Source organism: Enterococcus raffinosus, assembly GCF_001886185.1.
GTDB classification, from domain to species: domain Bacteria; phylum Bacillota; class Bacilli; order Lactobacillales; family Enterococcaceae; genus Enterococcus_A; species Enterococcus_A raffinosus.
The window spans coordinates 38,535-59,216 of record NZ_JXLA01000025.1 but is presented as its reverse complement, the minus strand read 5'-3'; the positions used below and the strand labels follow the sequence as shown (position 1 = coordinate 59,216).

At 37.8% G+C, this 20,682-nt stretch carries 22 protein-coding genes; 1 reads left to right on the top strand and 21 read right to left on the bottom strand.

Annotated elements, in window-relative coordinates:
* Positions 1 to 297: 297 nt before the first annotated feature.
* The 20 genes from RV13_RS13715 to RV13_RS13620 form a co-directional block, all read right to left on the bottom strand.
* A complete protein-coding gene (locus tag RV13_RS13715) occupies positions 298 to 1,455 on the bottom strand; it encodes a mannitol dehydrogenase family protein (protein WP_035015846.1) in 1,158 nt (385 codons plus the stop codon).
* Positions 1,456 to 1,476: 21 nt separating this feature from the next.
* The gene (gene rpe / locus RV13_RS13710) at positions 1,477 to 2,148 is read right to left on the bottom strand and encodes a ribulose-phosphate 3-epimerase (RefSeq protein ID WP_010746986.1); all 672 of its coding nucleotides are present in this window, start codon (positions 2,146 to 2,148) and stop codon (positions 1,477 to 1,479) included.
* Positions 2,149 to 2,265: 117 nt separating this feature from the next.
* The gene (locus RV13_RS13705) at positions 2,266 to 3,090 is read right to left on the bottom strand and encodes a PTS system mannose/fructose/sorbose family transporter subunit IID (RefSeq protein ID WP_010746987.1); all 825 of its coding nucleotides are present in this window, start codon (positions 3,088 to 3,090) and stop codon (positions 2,266 to 2,268) included.
* A gap of 22 nt (positions 3,091 to 3,112) precedes the next feature.
* Positions 3,113 to 3,871, bottom strand: a complete 759-nt coding sequence (locus RV13_RS13700) for a PTS mannose/fructose/sorbose/N-acetylgalactosamine transporter subunit IIC (RefSeq protein ID WP_010746988.1) — start codon at positions 3,869 to 3,871, stop codon at positions 3,113 to 3,115.
* Positions 3,872 to 3,886: 15 nt separating this feature from the next.
* Positions 3,887 to 4,360, bottom strand: coding sequence for a PTS sugar transporter subunit IIB (locus RV13_RS13695; RefSeq protein WP_010746989.1), 474 nt, complete (start codon positions 4,358 to 4,360; stop codon positions 3,887 to 3,889).
* On the bottom strand, positions 4,360 to 4,785 hold the full coding sequence (locus RV13_RS13690; protein WP_010746990.1) for a PTS sugar transporter subunit IIA: 426 nt from the start codon (positions 4,783 to 4,785) through the stop codon (positions 4,360 to 4,362). The genes RV13_RS13695 and RV13_RS13690 overlap by 1 nt, the downstream gene beginning before the upstream one ends.
* Before the next feature lie 199 nt (positions 4,786 to 4,984).
* Positions 4,985 to 7,423 (bottom strand): sigma-54-dependent transcriptional regulator, encoded by a 2,439-nt coding sequence (locus RV13_RS13685; protein ID WP_010746991.1) that lies wholly within the window; start codon positions 7,421 to 7,423, stop codon positions 4,985 to 4,987.
* A gap of 90 nt (positions 7,424 to 7,513) precedes the next feature.
* On the bottom strand, positions 7,514 to 8,131 hold the full coding sequence (locus tag RV13_RS13680) for an HAD family hydrolase (protein WP_010746992.1): 618 nt from the start codon (positions 8,129 to 8,131) through the stop codon (positions 7,514 to 7,516).
* Between the two features lie 130 nt (positions 8,132 to 8,261).
* Positions 8,262 to 8,816, bottom strand: coding sequence for a 6-phospho-3-hexuloisomerase (gene hxlB / locus RV13_RS13675; protein ID WP_010746993.1), 555 nt, complete (start codon positions 8,814 to 8,816; stop codon positions 8,262 to 8,264).
* Positions 8,817 to 8,832: 16 nt separating this feature from the next.
* Positions 8,833 to 9,585, bottom strand: coding sequence for an SDR family NAD(P)-dependent oxidoreductase (locus RV13_RS13670; RefSeq protein ID WP_010746994.1), 753 nt, complete (start codon positions 9,583 to 9,585; stop codon positions 8,833 to 8,835).
* 54 nt (positions 9,586 to 9,639) lie between these two features.
* Complete coding sequence (gene rpe, locus RV13_RS13665; RefSeq protein ID WP_010746995.1) at positions 9,640 to 10,284, bottom strand: ribulose-phosphate 3-epimerase; 645 nt, start codon at positions 10,282 to 10,284, stop codon at positions 9,640 to 9,642.
* A gap of 42 nt (positions 10,285 to 10,326) precedes the next feature.
* Entirely contained in the window at positions 10,327 to 11,580 is a 1,254-nt protein-coding gene (locus RV13_RS13660; protein WP_010746996.1) for a PTS transporter subunit IIC, read from the bottom strand.
* Between the two features lie 166 nt (positions 11,581 to 11,746).
* The gene (locus tag RV13_RS13655) at positions 11,747 to 12,043 is read right to left on the bottom strand and encodes a PTS sugar transporter subunit IIB (RefSeq protein ID WP_010746997.1); all 297 of its coding nucleotides are present in this window, start codon (positions 12,041 to 12,043) and stop codon (positions 11,747 to 11,749) included.
* 14 nt (positions 12,044 to 12,057) lie between these two features.
* Positions 12,058 to 12,525, bottom strand: a complete 468-nt coding sequence (locus tag RV13_RS13650) for a PTS sugar transporter subunit IIA (RefSeq protein WP_010746998.1) — start codon at positions 12,523 to 12,525, stop codon at positions 12,058 to 12,060.
* Positions 12,526 to 12,740: 215 nt separating this feature from the next.
* Positions 12,741 to 14,804, bottom strand: a complete 2,064-nt coding sequence (locus tag RV13_RS13645; protein WP_143142295.1) for a BglG family transcription antiterminator — start codon at positions 14,802 to 14,804, stop codon at positions 12,741 to 12,743.
* Between the two features lie 296 nt (positions 14,805 to 15,100).
* Positions 15,101 to 15,640 carry a 6-phospho-3-hexuloisomerase gene (gene hxlB, locus RV13_RS13640; protein WP_010747000.1) on the bottom strand — a complete coding sequence of 180 codons (540 nt, stop codon included), beginning with the start codon at positions 15,638 to 15,640 and terminating at the stop codon, positions 15,101 to 15,103.
* Between the two features lie 61 nt (positions 15,641 to 15,701).
* Positions 15,702 to 16,151: a PTS sugar transporter subunit IIA gene (locus RV13_RS13635; RefSeq protein WP_010747001.1), complete on the bottom strand. Its 450-nt coding sequence runs from the start codon at positions 16,149 to 16,151 to the stop codon at positions 15,702 to 15,704.
* A 9-nt stretch (positions 16,152 to 16,160) separates the two neighbouring features.
* Complete coding sequence (locus tag RV13_RS13630) at positions 16,161 to 16,451, bottom strand: PTS sugar transporter subunit IIB (RefSeq protein ID WP_010747002.1); 291 nt, start codon at positions 16,449 to 16,451, stop codon at positions 16,161 to 16,163.
* Between the two features lie 38 nt (positions 16,452 to 16,489).
* Complete coding sequence (locus RV13_RS13625; protein WP_010747003.1) at positions 16,490 to 17,854, bottom strand: PTS galactitol transporter subunit IIC; 1,365 nt, start codon at positions 17,852 to 17,854, stop codon at positions 16,490 to 16,492.
* Positions 17,855 to 17,885: 31 nt separating this feature from the next.
* Complete coding sequence (locus tag RV13_RS13620; RefSeq protein ID WP_010747004.1) at positions 17,886 to 18,404, bottom strand: RpiB/LacA/LacB family sugar-phosphate isomerase; 519 nt, start codon at positions 18,402 to 18,404, stop codon at positions 17,886 to 17,888.
* 225 nt (positions 18,405 to 18,629) lie between these two features.
* Here RV13_RS13620 and RV13_RS13615 point away from each other — a divergent pair, with 225 nt between their 5' ends.
* On the top strand, positions 18,630 to 19,376 hold the full coding sequence (locus RV13_RS13615; protein ID WP_249024483.1) for a DeoR/GlpR family DNA-binding transcription regulator: 747 nt from the start codon (positions 18,630 to 18,632) through the stop codon (positions 19,374 to 19,376).
* Positions 19,377 to 20,019: 643 nt separating this feature from the next.
* Here RV13_RS13615 and RV13_RS13610 read toward each other — a convergent pair.
* Positions 20,020 to 20,676 (bottom strand): HAD family hydrolase, encoded by a 657-nt coding sequence (locus tag RV13_RS13610; RefSeq protein ID WP_010747006.1) that lies wholly within the window; start codon positions 20,674 to 20,676, stop codon positions 20,020 to 20,022.
* Positions 20,677 to 20,682 lie beyond the last annotated feature (6 nt).

Genomic DNA, 20,682 nt, shown 5'->3' with positions numbered 1-20,682 from the left:
TAGTTACTTGTTTTATAACAATTTAATTGATGAATAAAAACCTATTAGAGCTACCACAAGAGGAAGAAACTTAACTTTGATTGTACTTACATTAATTCAGATGCATTTTTCTATCTTGGAACCCTTACAAATTTTCTTTAGAGTAATAGGCAAAGCTAACTGATGATATCGAAAGCAAAAAAAAGACCCAATCATCTTAGCTGGATGATTGGTCTTCATAAAAATATATGTTTAGAAAACTCATTAAAAACACAACTTACTTAAAAGATGAACATTATAAGGGTTACTAATAAAGACTTAGATAGCATTGTAATACTCTAAAACTTTGTTAAACATATCTGAGCCTTTTTGAAGTCCAGAAATTTTTTCAATCGTGTTCTCGATCCCATCTCTTTGAATACTCTCTTGTAATTTTACCGCTTCTTCATCATCAGGATCATCATACTTTAAAGCATACGCCGCACCATATAACAAATGATCATTGGGTAAGCCATATTCATAAGCAATATTTGCCGGCCCTACTATTCTGTCATCTGGAGATAATTTCCGGATCGGCTGACGTGCTACTCTAGCGATCGGATCATTGATGCCCTCTTGATTATAATCATCGTATCTTTTGATGATCATATCGTTGATATAACTACTCATTTCTTCACTGGAAAATCCGAATTTCTTTTCCAATCCCGCTGCAGATTCAAGGAACGCTTCTTTTACTATTTTCTGGATGTCTGCATCACGCAAGGCTTCATCAACCATTGTGTAACCTTTTGTATAACCAATATAGCTAGTTATTGCAAGCCAACAATTCACTAAATAAATTTTTCTTTTGAGTACCGCTTCTAAATTATCTACGTACTCTGCTCCTTTAATCGGTTGACTATCTGGATCATCTAATTTCTGACGCTCAATCGCCAGTTCATGAGAATCACTAATTGCGGTACCTTCTTTACCATTGTAAATTCCACCAAATACAAACCTGTCAACACCAGTATTTGGATACGCGCCAATCTCCTGTAACTGATCCATCGTAATAATCCCTGTATCAACCATAAGATTTACTAGCGTATCCGTGCCCATAATAGCATTCTCACAAGCCATCACAAGAACTCTACTTCGCCCCTCAGATAACCTTCTTTTTAACCCTTTAGCTAAGATAGGCGCTACGCTGACTAAATTTGTTTTCATGACAGATGTCGTAACGAGATCTACCTGCGTGATCGCTTCAATGATTTCTTCTTGGTTATTTAGAAGTGATAGGGCAGAAACATTGTCAATGATCTTTTCCTCATAGTTATGATTTGTTAAGAATAGACTGTAACAATTATTTCTATTGATGTCCGCGATCACTTCATCAGATACATCCGCAAAAATAATTTCGTAACCATCTTCATGAAGAAGGTCTCCAATAAAACCTTGGCCAATTTTTCCTGCTCCAAAGATTAATGCTTTTTTCATATTCAACTAGACCCCTTCTTTTTATCCTAGTACAGCCATAAATTCATCGTGATACTTTCCAAAGGTACTTGGATTTTTGAGAATTTTAGAGGCACTGCCAACGACAAACCCGTTTGCGCCACTTTCAGACATTTTTTTACTGTTCTCCGGTGTCGTATTTCCATCCACTACGAGATCAATTTCAGGATTGAAAGAATCTAGCAGCTGCCTGATTCTTCTTAATTTATCAAAAGAATTAGGGACTAATGTCTGTCCTGCAAATCCTGGATTTACTGTCATTAAGGTCACGTAATCAAGTTGATCAAGACATTCTTCTAAATAAGAAATTGGCGTCCCAGGGCTAATCACTAGGCCGGCTCTACAACCCATATCTTTGATTGTTTGAAGCAATCGATAGGGTTGATTCGTTGTTTCTGGATGGAAACTAACCCAGTCATCCTTTCTTGTCGTAAACATAGAAATGTATTTTTCTGGTTCGTTAACCATCAAGTGAATATCTATCGGTATCTCGGTCATTTCTTTCAAATCACTAAAGACAGATGTCCCTAGCATGATGTTTGGTACAAAATGACCATCCATTACGTCGAAGTGAATGACGGAGAGCTTATACTGTTCAAATTGTTTCATGTACTCTTCATATTCGTAGATCTTTGGAACCATGATTGATGGAGAAATAAATTTATTTAATCCCATGAACTGCACACGTCCTTTGTTTTTTATAGTAGATAGCCAAATTGGATAGGACTATCTCAAGTTTCTCTTTCTTAGAATTACAGCTTCAAGCTAAAACGGATGACTGCTTCTAACCCCTTAGAAAATTCCGATGATCGCTCCGACAGCTGAGATCAAGACTAAGATCAATAGCACGGTGGTAGATTTCATTTTTTTATTCAAACAAATCAAGGCGATCATCGTTACAGCTAATGGCAGCATGCCTTTTAATAATTTATCCAAAATATCGGTTTGGACATTTAGCTTTAAATCATTAAACTTAAACACTAAACTTGTGCTCAAGCTGACATAGTTCGCTGTCAGTGCACCGATAACAACACCTCCCATTACTTTAGCGCCCAGCATTACTTTTTTCAGTAGGTCGCCACCCATCAATTTCTGGATTCCTTCTTTTCCGTAACTATAGCCCTGCATCCACAAGTAATACGCAAGTCCCAGCATGGTGGCAAACATCGACACGATGTAGAAAATCGGACCAAAGACATTGCCCTCTGAACCAATACTGATCGCAATGGATAAAAGGATCGGTACAAGGGTTCCTTGCCACAACGTGTCGCCAATTCCAGCTAATGGACCCATCAATCCTGTTTTAATTGAATTGATCGCATCTCCAGTAATTGGCGCACCTGCGGCTTTTTCTTCTTCTAAAGCAATCGTCAAACCACCGATGATTCCGCCAAAATGAGGTTCCGTATTGAAAAATTCCAGATGACGATGATAACTTTTTCGAAGAGCTTCTTCATCATCCCCATAAAGTTTATCTAAGACTGGCAGCATGGCATGTAAAAAACCAGATGATTGCATTCGTTCATAGTTATAATTTGAATGAGAAAAACACGTCCAACGCCAAAAACTTTTTTTGATTTCCTTTTTAGTGAGTTTCTTTTCTACTGTTTGTTCCATTGATCGGTCACACTCCTCTTATTTAAACTTGATTGGGCTTAAAGAATAATTGCGTATAAACAAACGCCGTGATAAAGGCTAAAATAGAAACGGCAATGATGGGTAATTCTAAATACACTGCCAAAACAAATCCTAAGAAATAGAACGCCGCAGTATCCTTGCTCATGATCGATTTCAAAATCATCGCAACCCCCAATGCAGGCAGCACACCACCGATTACTTCTAGCACATGTAGCGGTTTTCCTTCTAAGGCATCAAGAATATCCTTCACAACACCTGATCCAAAGTAAGCAATAATAAAGACTGGAATCACTGAAATCAGCATTAAAAAGAGCTGTGGTATAAACATCTGAATGCGATCAATTTTCTTCGAATTTAAATCATCCGCTGCCTTATCGATCATGTGTAGGAACGAAATATCGACCGTCATATGAGCGATCCAAATAACGGTTCCCAACAAGCCGATCGGTACTGCCATCGAAACTGCTACTTCTGGTGAAGCATTCGCTGCCATAGCTAAAGCTGTTCCTAATGTTCCAGCCAAGCCTGGGTCCATCGGCACAGTACCACCGGCAGAAATATAAGCTAAGTAAGGCAAGCTGATCGCAGCCCCGATCACACAACCCTGAACAACATCCCCAAGGACCAAACCTACCAATGTTCCGCAAATCAATGGACGTGCTAGTACGGTACTACCCAATAATGTGAGCCAAGGTGTCCCATTTATACTCAGGTAATAAATCAACCCAATCAATAATGCTTGAAAGACATTAATCTCCATTTTCTTCTCTCCCTTTTATAAGTATTGTTCGATATTTGCACTTTTTTCTTCTGGGATTACTTGAACGTAAACAGAAGTTCCGTCTGTGATGAGTTGTTTGAAGCAAGCCCGCTCTTCATCACTGACAGAAATATTTCGATACAATTGTGTGCGGTCTTTTCGTGCACCCATCCCGCCAACATTTAATGCCTCGATCTTCACACCGCCATCAGTGATATTTTTGATTACTTTAGGATTCTTCGCTAAAACAATCAGCTTGTTTCCATCTGGCTCCTGTGTCAGGTAATCGATGGCCTGTTCCTCAGACATAATCAACACCTTGATACCGGCGGGCGCTGATGAAGTCATAATCATTTTTAGAAAATCATCCTGTGCTACTTCGTTATCAATAATCACAATTTCATTTGCCTTGGTTTCATGAACCCAAGCAGTCATTACTTGACCATGAATCAAACGATCATCGATTCGAGTAAATACAATATTTCTCATTATTCTTCCTCCTTAGAAAGTGTTTTTGCTTCTGTAAATAATTCCTTGATGTTCGTTTTTCCTGTATCCATGATATGGGCAGCCAATTCATCTAACCCCATTGAGTCTCGCACTAAAACGCTCTCAATAAACATGGAAAAATTCACCCCTGAAATCGAACGATAATTCGTGTCTGGCAGCTTTTTCACACAATAAGCTGTGGCCTTGAAGGGACTCGCCCCGTAGAGGTCTGAAAATACCAGTACGCCATCTCCATCATCCATTGCTTGAATCTTTTCAGCCGTTCGATCGTAGAACTCATCAATGTTATTGCCTTCATAGAGACCCAGATAATCAACTTTCTCATTCGTACCAACAATCATTTTCCCACTTTCTACAATCCCTTGTGAAAGATTGCCGTGACTCAACACTAAAATTCCAATCATACACTCACCCTTCCTTTCAACTTAATATAAAGCAACTAGCGTGCCAGTTTTCTCGCACACATGGAAACCGCTTTATGATAAGCTTTTCCGCTAAACCTTCCTGATGTGTAACATCTTTTTGTCACACATGACTATTTTTCCAATGTGTGCAAAGTGAAAAAGATCATCTGTTACACTTCTGCTGTAACAGATGATCCTTTTATAAAAATCCCTTGATAATCTTGGTCACATATAAAATCTCGCTATCAGAAATAGCAGCTCCGTACATTCTTTCCAAAATACCCACTTCTCTTTTTACTTCTCTAAAATCAGCATCCTTCTCCAATTCCTCTACCTCAAAATCAAGGCTTTCCTTACGAATTGCTCGCTCCAACATTCCAAGACAATGAAAATAGAACTTTATGACAAGGGTATCAATAATTTCAAAATTCATTCGTTTAGCCAGTGAAATCAATATTTCATCGAGGGCTTCAGTTGCCTTATAGACATTCAAAAATATCACGCTTTTCTCTAATGAATTATAAAAAAGATGATCCTTATTTTTTATCAGCCGGCGACTTGAATAATCAAAAATATTCGAGTCACGCCTATTGCCCATGAAATAGGTACTTTCTTCTAACAACTCATTAACGAGTTTTTTCATACCCATATTGGCAAACAAAGCTTTTCTAGTGGCTTCAATGATGATTGGCGAGGTAACATTGTCAATGACCATTATTTCTATTCCTGTGTCTTTTGCAATTTTACTTGGAAAAGATGAGAAGGACCCCATATCGGCTAGCAAGAGTACTCCAGAGCCGCGATCAATTCGCTTAACAGTCTGCAAAGCTTTGTGATACACATTCTCAACACTCTCATCAAGCGGCATATCGACTCCAACGGCGTGGCTTATCCCCAATAAGTCATTAACCATTTTCGCTAAATTAGTGGCGACACCGACGCCATGCATAAGTATCAAAATTCCAATAGGGTTTTGTCGCACATTTTGATAAATGGTATCTAAAAATAGCTCGATGATTTCCTGTTCTTCGACCGGTATTTCTACGCCCATTTTTCGATTGATTTCAATGATCAACTTATCTGCATATTTCTTGAAATACGTCTCTGAACTAAGCTCAACAATTTTTTTTGATCGATAAGGGTTATTATTCGTTTGAAGTTTTAATACCAAGGCCTCAACATGCAGAGCCAGGTTATAAGTGATATGCGGGTCACTTTTAACTTCTAAATCTACTGAAATTTCTCGGATTATTTCTTCAACAATATCCAATATCTCTTTGGAAACTAGTTTTTCGATTCCCTTATTCGAATGAACATCCACATGATCAGGTTTTAAGTCGACCTGGAAGAAATCATCGATGAATGATGTGATTTTTTGTTGGATTTCCTTGATTGATCGCCCCTCTTTTAGCAGAGTTGAGTACCTTTCCAAGACGGATTGATAAAAGGATGTCTCATTTCCGATTGCTTCTGGAATAGTTATCGGTGAGGACTGATCAGAACGCATCTTTTCACCTTGAAAATACACTGTATCCTGAACATGGTTATTTTCTTTAGGATCAATCACCTCGCGAGCTTCTAAATGATCAAATGAGATGTAAATCGCTCTTTTTCCCTGTATCATAGTCTGTGCAAATTCCTTAGCGCAAAAAATTTGAATATCATTTTTTAATTGACCAATATTTCCTGGACATGAATACGTTGCTAAATAGTCAATAACTGTTTTTTCAACTTTAATTTCATGCTCAATTTTTTTGGATTCAATACAAAAAAAGTAGTCAATCAATTGTATCCGTTCCTTGAAGGTTCGATCCTTAAGATCCGGCAATGTTAATACCATCGGAAAACGTCGGTTGAACGTTTGCAATAGGGAGCTATCAATATTTTCTGTTGTCGCACATAGTATCAGTACATTAACCGTTCTGGCCGCAGTATCCGCTTCGCCTAGCCTGCGAAATTTCTGAGTATCAATAATTGTAAAAAGCATTTCTTGGCCCTCAGGGGGTAGTCGATGAATTTCATCTAAAAACAATACGCCATGATTAGATTTTTCGATAATCCCCGCTTTATCTGTGTCAGCACCTGTGAAGGCCCCTTTGACATATCCGAATAAGATCGATAAGAGGAGTTGCGGATTGTTAGAATAGTCCGCACAATTAAAATGAATAAAGGGACTTTTATTGCTAAATCTGCCGATTTCTTGACCATACTGAAACATTATCTGGGCGAAGGTGCTTTTCCCGACCCCAGTAGAACCCAAAATGATTGTATGTAGTCCATTAGGCGGATACATTATCGCTGCTTTAGCGGAGTTAATGTGTGTGCTCAAACTTCCTTCAGCACCAATAAATCCAGAAAACGCATTCAGTTTTTCTGATGTTTTTATCAATGAATTAGGAGTATGCGGTTTTTGAGGAGATTTAGAATCATTGGGTTGCTCTAACTGGTATTCACTATTCATAAAATAATGTACCGGCTTCCCTTTTTGTTTCCCTATTAGGCCTTCTCTAACTAAAGCATTCAATTCTCTACTTGCCGCTGTCCGACTAATCACCAAATGCTCAGACACATCTGCTGTCGTAACTTTGGAAACTTTACACTCACTAATAAAAGATAATACTTCTTCACGTCTCCCCATAAAAACACCTCTTTCTAACTCTCATTCGTGACTCGTCTATAGATTATAATTAAATGAGAAAAAGAATCAAGTTCTCACTGATAAAAAGTATCAGCACCAAGAATGAATCAGACTGTATTCTTGATCAACTTCTTTTTCAGGAATATAGACTGGAATAAATCCACCTGAAATAGCACCCACTAGTCCTGAGACCGCATCTTCAACAATGTACGCTGACGTTGATTTAATCTCAAGTTTCTCCGCAGCGTTAAGAAAAATCTCAGGATTTGGTTTTGCATTCACTACATCTGAGCCAAAAGAGAACGCGTCGAAATAATGAAAAATATTGGTTTTTTTCAATAGAAATTCTGCAGTTTCTTTACTAGCTAAAGTCGCAACCGCCAACTTGTACTTTCTTTTAGTTAAGTATTCTAAAAAGGAGCATACTCCAGGAAAAACCTCGACATGATTCTCCTGATAATAATTCGAAAAGAATCGATCTCTTTCCTGAATGATTTGTTCTCCGACCTTAATATCCGTAAATTTATCAGATAAAAAATAACTAATATCGCTTAGGACTCTTCCAAGGATTTCTTGATATATTTGCTCATCCAAAAATTTTTTTACTGATTTAAACGCTTGTTCAAGTGCCTTCTTTGATATTGGTTCAGTATTAAGTAAAACGCCATCCATATCAAAAATCACTGCCTTTACAGTCGTTTCTTCCATTCATTTCTCCCCCAATGCCGTTTGATAAATGAACCCTTCAGCTAGTTTTGAATTCCAGCAACAATTCTGAGCCTTCTTTATAAATAAAAGGGTGAAGCTGTTTAAAAAAAAAGATTCACCCTTCAACCAACTATTCAAAATCCGCATGTCGACCGAACATTTTTTCTGATGTTTCTCCAGTTTCTTCCATTAAATTCAAGACCATGCCATCAAACATCAAAAATGCTAACTGTTCAAAGGCTGAACCCATTGGTTGAGCAAAATCATCTCCGTTTCGTTCATTTTCTTCTTTCGTCGTTCCGGGCAAGACTAATACAGCATCGGCAAGTTTACCAATTGTTGACTCTTTTTTCATTGTGACCAATGCCAAATCAACTCCGCTTTGTTTGGCTTTTTCTGCCAAACTTTTCAAACTACCAGTTTCTCCTGAGCCAGAACAAATAATTAATAAATCACCTGGTTTAGAATGAGGGGAACTGATTTCTCCTACTAGGCTAACAGAAAAACCTAGGTGCATTAAACGATTTGCAAATGCTTGAATCGCGATACCAGAACGGCCGGCACCATTTAAAAAGATGTGGTTCGCAGCTTTGATTTGATTAACAAAATTTTCAATTTCAGTGAGATCAATTTTCTTAGCATTTTGAGTTAGTTCATTCAGTATATCCAGTGTGTAGTTTTTCATTCGGTTATTCCCTCCTCTAAGCAATGGTTCTGCCGCCATCCATCAAGATTGTTTGTCCTTGGATGTATGAGTTTGCTGGATCAGCTAAGAAGAAAGCAAGATTGGCAACATCTTCGATCGTACCAAGACGGCGAACCGGAATTTTTTGCAATACGGCATCTAGACTTTCTTGAGTTGGATAATTCACTCGCATCATTTCACCCGTATCGATCAAACGTGGTGCAATTGCATTAACATTTACGCCTTTCGGACCAAGTTCTTTAGCTAACCCACGGATCAAGCCTTCGCCACCCGCTTTAGAAGCTGGATAAGAGACCCCGCCACCTGTTCCGCTTAACGCTGAACCTGAACTGATATAGACGATTGAACCGTTATTCGTTTGGAAATCATCGTAAAAAGCTTTCACTGTGTTGAACAAACCTGTCAAGTTGATGCTTAATGTCTTGTTCCATTCTTCAAAGGAAATGTCATTCATCTTATTGGCAAAAGCCACGCCTGCATTTAAGACGAGAATATCGATGCGACCAAATTCTTTGAAAACTTTTTCACGAGCATCTACCAACGCTTGTGGATCCGAAACATCCGCTTGGATAAACAAAGATTTGACATATTTTTCTGTAATTTCAGTTGCTGCTTTCGTTCCTGTTTCTGGGTTGTAATCCACGATCACAGTGTGTGCGCCCGCCGCCGCAAATTTCTCAGCGATCCCTTTACCGATCCCATGTGCTGCTCCAGTAATTAACGCTACTTTTCCTTCAAAGTTTTCCATTTTAAAATTGCTCCTTTTATGTGTGTTTTGTATATTTTCTCTTCTCAAGACAGATTACTTAACTGCGTCTTTTAACGCGTCATATTGTGCTTTTTTGTCATTTGAGAATAATGCTCCGCCAACAACGATCAGTTCTGCACCAGCTTCAGCACATTCCTTGGCGATTTCCTTATTCACACCGCCATCGACTTCGATCTGAATCTTGCGATCACCGATAATTTTTTTCGTGTTGCGAATTTTTTCTAAGCTTTTGCGAATAAAGGTTTGTCCGGGTTGCCCTGGATTAATGGTCATGATCAAAATATAGTCGATATCATCCAACAAATATTCTAGAACAGCTTCCGGTGTTCCCGGATTGATGACTACGCCAGCTTTCCGTCCTGCTTTGCGGATCTTTTGTAACATCGAATGGATATGCGGAGTTGATTCGTAATGAACCGAGATCATTTCTGCTCCTGTGTCAATCACATCATCCAAATGATCTTTCGGATGATCCACCATCATATGAACATCGAAAACCATTTTTGAGTTTTGCTTCATCGCTGCGATTTGGTTTGGTCCGAAAGCAATATTCGAAACAAAATTGCCATCCATTAAGTCTACGTGTAAAATCTCTGTTTGTTCTGCTTCCAAAAAATCAATATCGTCTTGTAAATGCATAATATCTGCACCAAAAATTGAAGGTAAAATTTGTGTCATGTTTTCTTCTCCTTTTTAAGCTTGTCTTCTTCTGATTTATGATTATCCAAAGATGGTACTTAACCAGTACATCAATACACTCCATGGTCCAGTTAACACGAAGTCTGTTCCTTGACCCTTAAGACCAACGCCTGCACCATTCAACATTTCCGTTGCTCCTGGTGCTACATATCCGCCCAAGTATAGTACGATTACACAGAAGAGAACTGTAGTAATGATCGAACGCAAGATATTCCCTTTACTTGCCATAACAGTCATAACGGACATGTAAATGATCGACATCAAAATTCCGATTGGAAATGTTTTTACACCAGGTAAAGCAAGTGCGCAAAGCATTACTAATGGAATAGAGATAACTGTAACTGTAGTCGTTGTTGGATCCCCTAACCCTAGCGCAACGTCCATCCCGATGTTCAAGTCAGCGTCATCACCCATTTGTTTTTGCATATAGTCTTTCGCTGCTTTTCCAATTGGAGATAAGCCATCCATCAAAACACTTACTACACGCGGCATCAAAACCATAACACCGGCAACGCCCATCCCCATTGGAATGATTTCAGTAATGCCTTGACGTGTCAGCAAGCCAAGTAGTACCCCTACAATCGTACCAATAATAACTGGTTCACCTAACACACCAATTCTCTTGTTTACACCTTCTAAACTAATGTCCAATTTGTTCAAGCCTGGGATAAAATCAATAATTTTGTTCATTAACCAAGCAGCCACAAAAGTCCATCCTGTATGAATAATCGTCGTACAAGTTGTCCCTTCCAAGCCATAATATTCCTGCCACATTGGTGCTACCCAGTCTCCTACGAACAGTGAAAGGACTGATAAAGCAACCGTCACACCTAATCCGATAAAGAAATTATCGAAAATGAAGTACGCTAAAGCTCCTGGTACTAGAAAATGCATGTAATTCCAAATATCAACGTTCAAGGTTTTCGTTAGCTTCAAACGAACCAATAACAGATTCAATACTAAGCCGATCGGAATTGCAAGTCCGGCAAAGGGTGCCATCCATGATGCTGCACCAACAGCTGGCCAGCCAATATCAGTAATCGTAAACCCTGAACCCATTTTTGAGTAATAATCAACTGCCGGGTCTAACGATGTATTTAAAAGTCCTACAACTAACGTCAAGCCGATAAAACCAACACCAACTGTTAACCCAGCTTTGATCGCATCGCCTAACTTCATCCTGAAAACCAATCCTAAAATAGTGATAATGATTGGTAAAATTGCCGAAGCGCCCATTCCGGTAATTGTCTGTACAATCTCAATAAGTTTATCCATTTTATCCTCCTAATAAGTCCTGTTCCCTTTATATTCTTATCCATTCAATTGAATCAATAGTTGAAAAATCACTTTTTCATTTCTATATGTTAAAATAAGTTCAAACGTTTTATGAGGTATACTGTTCCACTTCGTTTCTCAGGCAAAAGTGGAACCGTATACTTTTTTATGCATTTTGGATTTCTTGCAGTTTTTCCAGCAATGTTTTCTTTAATTTCGCTTCATTGATCCCGGTGACAAAGCCCATAATACTCATAACTGGCACATCCAAATCACCTTTGAAATTGTTGGTTGTCAATACGATATCGGCATTTTGGCTCTGCGTTGGTAATTCCACCATACTGCATTTACTTAAGCTAAAATGAATATCATTTTCTTTGCATAATGCTTTGACCTCATCTGCTGCTACTGTTGATGTTGCAACGCCGCTTCCACATGCTACTAAAATATTTACTTTTTTCATCTTTATTTCCTCCATTATTTTTCTACGGCCATGCCGTTGATTTTTTCCATTACTTCTTCAGTTGTCTGCGCTTCCTTGATTGCCTGAACAAATTCTTCTTGCTGAATCAATCCAATGACTTGTTTCAAAATCTGCAAATGTTGCATCCCATCATTTAATCCTAAGACAAAGAACAAATCGACCTCAATTTCTTCATCAGCATTTTCCATTTTCTTCATTTTGATTGGCTGTGTTAACGTAACGACTGAAATAAACGACTGTTTGATAAATTCTGGATTGCCATGTGGGATAGCAACGGTGTGGGTTTCTAAATCTAACCCTGTTGGATAATTTTCTTCCCGTTCAACGATGAAATCGTAAAAGCCTTCATTGACATATCCTTTATCGAGAAAAAATGTTGAAAGCTTTTTAAACAATTCAGCTCGATCAGAAATAGTTAGATTAAGAAAAACCAATTCTTCTTTCACATAATCTTTTAACATGAACCCTACTCCTTTTTAGTTATTCGAGTTAGTTGCTAACTCCTTGTCTAAATCATAAGCGCTTTCAACAAATAATTCTATCTGCGTTTTGTCCAAAAAATGTCGGTTTGAGAAGTGCCATTGTGATGAAGCTTATTCTCGACTTTATCGAGCTTTTCTTCTCGAGAAAAGCAAACAAAAAAGACACGATTTCTCGCATCTTTTATTCATCTCAATTAATCTTCTTGCTCTGAAGAAAATCCTTGGATTGCTTCTTTAATTTTACCTTCATCCTCCAGCGCGATTAGCTGTTCAATGAATTCTGCATCCTTTGCCATTCGATTGATATGATACAAAATCGTTAAATGGCTCGTCTTATCTGGTGTGGTCAAGACAGTGACGACATGAATTTTCTTATCTTGATATTGCACCCCTTGTTTCAACACAACGATACATACGCCCAATTTTTGTTCGATCAGCATTGGGTCTAAGTGAGGCAATACGATTCGCTGCCGCAGCATGATATACGCCGGCTGATCGCGATATTCCTTTAGTAATGCGGATGTGTATTCGTCAGTAACGATTTGTTGATCGATCAAGCATTGGCTCGCTTTGCGTAAAATGGCTTCCCACGAGACGTCATCCTCCATGAATAGAATATTTTCTTCCTTAATGACTTGCGATAACTCATTCTTAGAAATCATCTCGTCAGCTTTAGCGCCCTTTTGTTCTCCTAGTAAAAGAGAATCTAGAGCCTCTAAGATCGTTCCCTCAACTTTCTTATCCAATGTCACGTATTGTTTAACGACAGTCAGAATGTCAGTCGAGCGAACACCAGAAAAGTCCAAGTGATACAAATCTTTGATCACGTCTTGGCGCAACCTTAACTGCTCACCCTTACTGAGAATCTCACTGATCAAATACACTTTTTTTTCTGATTCCACTGGTACCGTTGAAAATACAATATCATGAGGCAAAACAAAGGTCTTATATTCTCTCACTGAATTGGTTGGATAGAATAAGAACTCGGGGAAAATATCCTTCAATTTCTTTTCAATCAGTTTGGACATGGAAATACCATTTGGGCACAAGATCACCGCTTTAACAATCTTTTCTTCCAGATCATTGTGATCGTTGCCAATCAAGTGACCGCCGACAAATAATGTGATGTAGGCAATTTCTTCATCCGCAATTTCTGTTTCAAAGAACTCCTCCAATGGTCTGATCGATTGACGAACAAAGTCATGCAGGACTTTGTATTCTGAGCGAATCTTGTCGTACAAGACATTTTCAGTTGAAAGATCATACTTGATTCGATAATAAGCAGGTTTAAAGTGGTTCAACAGCTTTTTCAATAAATCCTTCTTATCAGATAGTACTAAAAAGGTATTCGTTTCAAACTCGATCAAGAATTCCCATAAAGAGTTTGCCAGTAATGGCAGTTCTTTTTCTGAGACCATTCCTTTATTACGGACGTTTGAACTCAATAATTGCAGTGCGATAAAATTCTTTTCATCCTCAGGTAAATCCGGAAAGTCTGTTGTAATATAGGAAAGCGACTGATATTCCTTAGTGCGTTCGATCTCTTCACGTTCACTTATTCTAGCGGCATCAATTAATTGCCCTCGTTCGATCCGAATAAACAATGAGGCGATAAAATAAATCAACGGATAAAAATCTTCATCGGTGTACTTCACACCAATGTATTTCTCGATTTTTAGGACATCATTTTTGACCTGTTCTAGATACTTTTTTGAGCCTTCCAGTAATTCTTCCGTCACTTTTTCGCCATAATACTTATAGATCCTCGTGATAGCATGAAAAAGAACAATGCGCTTATCCCATTCATTTCCATCAATGACATACCCCTTTTTACGAGAGAACTCAATTTTCAGCTGATGCTTGGCTAAAAGCTCTTTGGCTTTTTTGATATCTGCCAAAGCAGTATTTTTACTGATTTGCATTTCAATACAAAAATGATCCAATGATAATTCTTCGGTTCGTGTCAGAATCATAATAAGAAGTAAAAAAACGCGGTCTTCTTTAGAAAAAATAATATCCTGAATGGATTGTTGGATCGTTAAGTATTCTGCCGCTTCATTTTTCGCATAATAGCAACCCTGACGCTTTTCAATGACAGGCAGCTGATTCTCCATCAATTTTTCATTGATAGCATCAATACTATAAGATAACTGTCTGGCTGAAAGATCAAACATCTTTGATAATTCCGTTTCTTGGATGCTTCTTTGCTTAATTAATTGCTGCAGAATGTCTAAACTACGATCACTCAACGATATCATCTCCCTTCACAAAAATAATAAGCGCTTTCACGTCTTAAAGCTATTCTTTTTCTCCCAAAAAGTGTTAAAAAAAATTTACCGATTGGGATGAACTACAAATTGCCATTGATCAATAACAAGCAATACAATCTGTATATTCATTATATTAAACTTTATCATCATATAAAAGAACAGTATTTAAAGTAAAATTTCTCAGTTAAAAAATCCAGGCACTTAGAATATCTCCGACAAAATGACTAAACAAGGCATTTTGATAGAAACCAAGCAACTGGATTTTCAGATAATAAATACAAAAATTACTCTAAATCGGCATGACGTGGTTTCATCGTTTGGTTTGTCTCACCTGTTTTTTCCATTAAATTTAAAACCAAACTATCATATAGGAACAAGCTTGTTTGTTCAAACAGAGAACCCATTGGTTGCAAAGTTGCGGCATCAGACTGTTTAGATTGAGCAGGAATCACAATGATACTATCGGCTAATTTCCCTAAAGTCGATTCAGCATTCGCAGTGACAAGACCAATCAAAACACCGTTCGCTTTCGCAATTTCCGCTTGATTAACCAAACTGGTCGTTTCGCCAGAACCAGAACCAATAATAAAAAGGTCTCCTGGTTTAGTATGGGGCGAACTGATCTCCCCAACGATACTCACTGAATAGCCTAAATGCAGTAGTCGATTAGCAAACCCACGAATCATTAATCCTGAACGGCCTGCACCTGCTAAAAAAATATGCTTTGCCGATTGAATTGACGTTAGGAAATCATCAACCTGCTGATCGCTTATTTCGTTTCCAACCTTCATGACTTCATCAATAATCTCATTAAAAAATTTCATTTTTCATTATCCTCCCCTTCTTAAAGAAAGACGGATGGTAAATGCCCCATCCGTCAAAAAATTATTCTGCTAATTGATTAGCGATAAATGATTGAACTTCTTCTTTAGAAGCCGTTTGACAGGTTTTGACAAATGCTTCATCTTGAAATAACCCAATCAGTTTTCGTAAAATACTTAAATGCTGTTGCCCTGAAGCTAAGGCAAGATTAAAGATTAGGGAACAGTTGACCTTTTGATCCTTGTCTTCCATTCTGCCAAATTCAATCGGATTCTTCGCTCGAACAACACTCAAGCTGTCTTTTTTTACCAAGTCTGAATTACCATGAGGCATTGCGATCCCTTCACCGTTCGCTAAAAGCAAGCCAGTGGGAAAATCCGCTTCCCGATCAATACAAGCATCGATATATTGAGGGTCGATCATGCCGGCCTCAACAAGTTTTCCCCCTGACAACTGGATAGCCTCCTGATAGCTCTTCACATTATTCGCAGCATCATTCACAAAAATTTCCATTCGTTTACCCTACTTAGCCATTTCTGCTTTTACTTCATCAAAAATCTCATCTTCACCAATTCCGGTAAGTAATCCTGCACCCACGATTACTTTGGTGGTCACATCTGGGTTATCGATTTTAGTTGAAGAAACGATCAAGTCATAGCTATTGTATTTTTCCGCGTTGCAATCCATCAAAGATGATTTCTGTACATCCACACCACTAATTCCTTGTTCTTTTAAGTAATCTTCCAAAACTGAGACCATGATTGATGATGATGCGATTCCATTTCCACATACGACTAAGATTTTTTTATCCATTTTAATTCCCGCTTTCTTATAATTGTTATTTTAATATACTACACTGTTACATCATTTTGAAGCTGTGAACGTTCTTTCTTTTTCAAAAGGTAGCCGATCGAGATCAACAGTAAACCGATCAAGATATAGCCGAAGATTCCAATATGAGAAGCTGCCGCAAACAAGCCGGTAAATGGATTGGCTGATGGATTCAATGAAGAATACATCACATTTTCTTGTGCTCCTGCGCCAAATTTTTGGAATAATTCATTTGTAGCTGGTGTCATCCAAGAAGCAATGTACAATCCGCTACCGAACAAGATAACTGAAGACAACCACGTCCGGATGATGTTCCCTTTAAAGACTGGTACCATACAAGCGATGAAGAAGACAAATTGTGACAAATCACCTAAAGGCATCACGCGGTTGCCTGGTAATACGACGGCAAGAATGACCATTACTGGAATCAATAGTAAAGCAGAAGAGATAACTGATGGGTTTCCTACGATCAACGCAGTATCCATCCCAACAGTAATATCGCGGTCTGGGAAACGTTTGACTAATTTTTTACGTGCCGCATTTGATAATGGTACTAACCCTTCCATCATAATCGATGTCATTTTTGGCAACAGCAGCATAACAGCAGCTAAATACATTCCCAATTGAACACTAGAAATAATTGTGTGGTAAGGACTGTTCCAGTCAAGCCCAAACAATCCAAGCAATGTTCCTAACATAAACCCGACAACCGTTGGATCGCCTAGTACACCAAAGCGTTTTTGGATGGTTTCTGCAGTTACGTTTAAATTACGTAACCCAGGAATACGGTCAAAAATCCAGTTGAATGGATACGCAAATAATAAATAGGTGTTCGCAACCGGGTGAGAAATTGATACCCCTTGTGGCAAACCAAAGAATTTTTCATTGTTTTTTGCACCTAAATCAGCAGCGATCAATGCCCAAACGTGGAACAAACCTGCCGTCAATACACCATACAAGAAGTTTCCTGAGTAAACAGCAACGATTGCACCCATCGAAGCATTCTGATGAAGATTGAAGACATCAACGTTCACACAGTCTGTGATTTTAAATACAAGCAATAGCAAATTGATAGCCACACAGAGCGGTATGATGATGGCTCCCATATTCGATCCGAAGCCCATGACAGCAGTCGCTGCACCACCTACATCAATTGCGTCTAAAGAAGAACCAGTCTTGCCTGCTAATCCAGTAATTGCCGGTTCCATCTTCTCTAACATAAAACCAATAACCATTGATAAAGCGATAAAACCAATTCCAACCTTCATCGCTGATTGAATGGCTTCAGCTAATGGTCTGCCTAAAGCTACCATGAAGATTAGAAAAATGATCGGAATGAAAATAAAATTGCCTAAGTCATTGATAAACTGTGTAATAAATTCCATTTTTTTGCGCTAGTAAACTAGCTTCCCTCCTTTAATCTGGTCTGAATCCCATGTTCCATGCGACATGATCTGGTTTCTTCAATAATAGATTGTCATTTTTTTCTGCTTCCAACAAATTGTTTTTTGAGTTTTCTCGAGCAGTTTCAAAATCAAACGGCTCATCATACCAAGCATCCACAATCTGCTTCATGTATTCTAACCCATTTACCCGCAGACCTAAACCAATGATTTGAACATTGTTACTTAAACGTGCGCGTTTCGCAGAATATGGATTCGTTACTGCTGTTGAACGAATGCCCCAATGCTTGTTTGCTTGGCAAGTAAACCCAATACCGGTCCCACAAATATAAATCCCTAAGCGACAGACATCTTTTTGAATCAAGACAGACATTTCATCTGCCAATTTTGCAAATGTGTTGATTCCGTCCTCTGGTACCTGAACTGGATCATAGACCACCTCTGCATTTTTTTCCTCAATCAAATATTTTTTTAACGCCTCCTTTGTATCAAAGCCTAAATCATCACAAGCGAGTGCAATTTTGGTTTTCATGATAAAACCCCTTCCTGAATCCGTTTACTTATTTACAAACACATCATACAATTGGTTTTAATTGGTGTCAATGCTTTTTTATTGGTTTTAATTAGTTTTTTCGCTTGATTAGCCAATATAATACCAATCTAAACCAACCTAATTGTGTTTCAGATTGTTTTTAGTTGGTTTTATGATATGCTATTTCTTGTAGAGAATAAAATCGAGGTGATTCAATTGTTGTTAATGGAAGAAAGAAGAGAATTGATTCTAGAAGAATTGATGAAAGAAGGAGCCGTCCATGTTAGCAAACTAGCTGAAAAATATTCTGTTACATATGAGACTGTTCGAAAGGATCTTACATATTTAGAGAATAAAGGCTTATTGGTAAAAAGTCATGGAGGTGCAACGTTAAAACAAAATGCGATTGAACATTCCTTTCAGGTTCGGGAAAAAGAAAATGCTCAATACAAAAAAATGATTGCTCAAAAAGCGTTAGAGATTATTCCTGATAACAGTTCAATCATCATCGGCACTGGCAGCACTACGTTGGAGCTAGCACAGCTCTTGGCATCCAAATCTGGGTATAAGATTTTTACTGATTCTATCCCTGTAGCGAGTTTATTGATCAAATCAAAAAATCAGGTCTTCCTTTTCGGCGGAGAATTAAGAGAACGAAGCTCTTCCGTTTTTGGCGGATGGACTGTCTCTCAGATCAATCAAATCCAAGTGGACCTGTGTTTCTTGGGAACGGACGGCTTTAGTAATTTAGATGGACCGACTAGTCCTTCTTCCTCAGATGTCTTTGTCGATCAGGCGATTATCAACCATTCTGAGAAGCGTTATATCTTAGGTGATTACACAAAATTTGAGCGTAAAAGCTTATACAAAATTTGTGATTGGTCAGAAATCACCGCTTTGATCACCAATAAAGAAGCTGAAGAAAGCGCATTGAATAAATTATCCGCCTCCACAAAAATAATTACCTGCTGATAAGTAAAAAGAAAAGATAGAAAGATATAAGGTATTGATATGCTCTCTATTAAGTGGACAAGGAAAAAAACAAAAATTCCAAATCTACTTTATAGGGATTTTTTTGTATGACTAAGAGAAGTCTGTGTTCTCCAAAAGAAATATATCAAGTCATTTCAGAAGTCATGGATGGACGTTGTCTGGAAAATCAACCAATTGAACGTTTTTGAGGCACGTTTAAAGAAGAGAAATTCTATCAAGAAAGTTATCAGAATTTTGATGAGTTAAAGAGTTCTGTGTGTAGCTATGTGTGATACTTCAATAATTATCGCTACTCTGAAACACTGAATGAGCTTTCACCAAATGAGTTCAGAAAGCAAGCCGCATAAAAAACAGAAATCGATAAACTCGATTCCTGAACAATATTATTTTTGTTTTTTACCTGTCTACTTAACAGGGAGCATTTCATATTCTCCTAGTTTTTTCTATTTTTTTAACTGTCTAATCATAAAAAATACCCGAAACATCTGGTGTTTAGATGTTTCGAGTAAAAGATTCTACTATATATGATATGTGTATAGATTGTCTCGACAATAGGATAATTGATGTATTCGTTTAAGTTAACACAATAAAATAATAAAATTTATCAGGATTCATACCGAAACTATTTTTTGAACAAATCACTTTTAATCTTGTTCAATAATTCAAAATAACTTTTGAAAATAAAGTTAGCTTGAGAAATATCTTGAGAAATCACATCATGTTTTTTTCCTATCACTAGCATTCCTGCCGAACGAGCTGCTGTAATCCCATTAGTTGAATCTTCAATAACTATACAAGAATTGGTTGAGAGTTGTAATTGCTTTGCTGTGTAATTAAATATATCAGGATGAGGCTTACTTCTACTAACGGTGTCCCCTCCAACTATAACATCAAAATAATCATGTAGTTGACATTTTGACAAAATTTCAACTACTTTACTACTTGATGTGGATGAGGCAACTGCTAACTTCAAGTCTTTTTGTTTAAAAAAATACAGCATCTCATGTAGCCCTTCGAATACTAAACTTTCATAATTAATATTTAAACTATCTTTAGCTTCTTCCATTTCTCTTTGTAATTCGTCTGTATCAACTTCGGGAAACAAAGTTTTAATATTACGCCAAATTTCTTGTTGGGTAGCTCCTAAAAAAGTATTTCCTATTTCCTTAGGAATAACATAACCTTTCTCAGTGAAAAATAATTCGCTAAATTTTTTATTTAAAGGCTCACTGTCAATCAGTACACCATCCATATCAAAAATTATCCCTTTAACATCCATATTGTC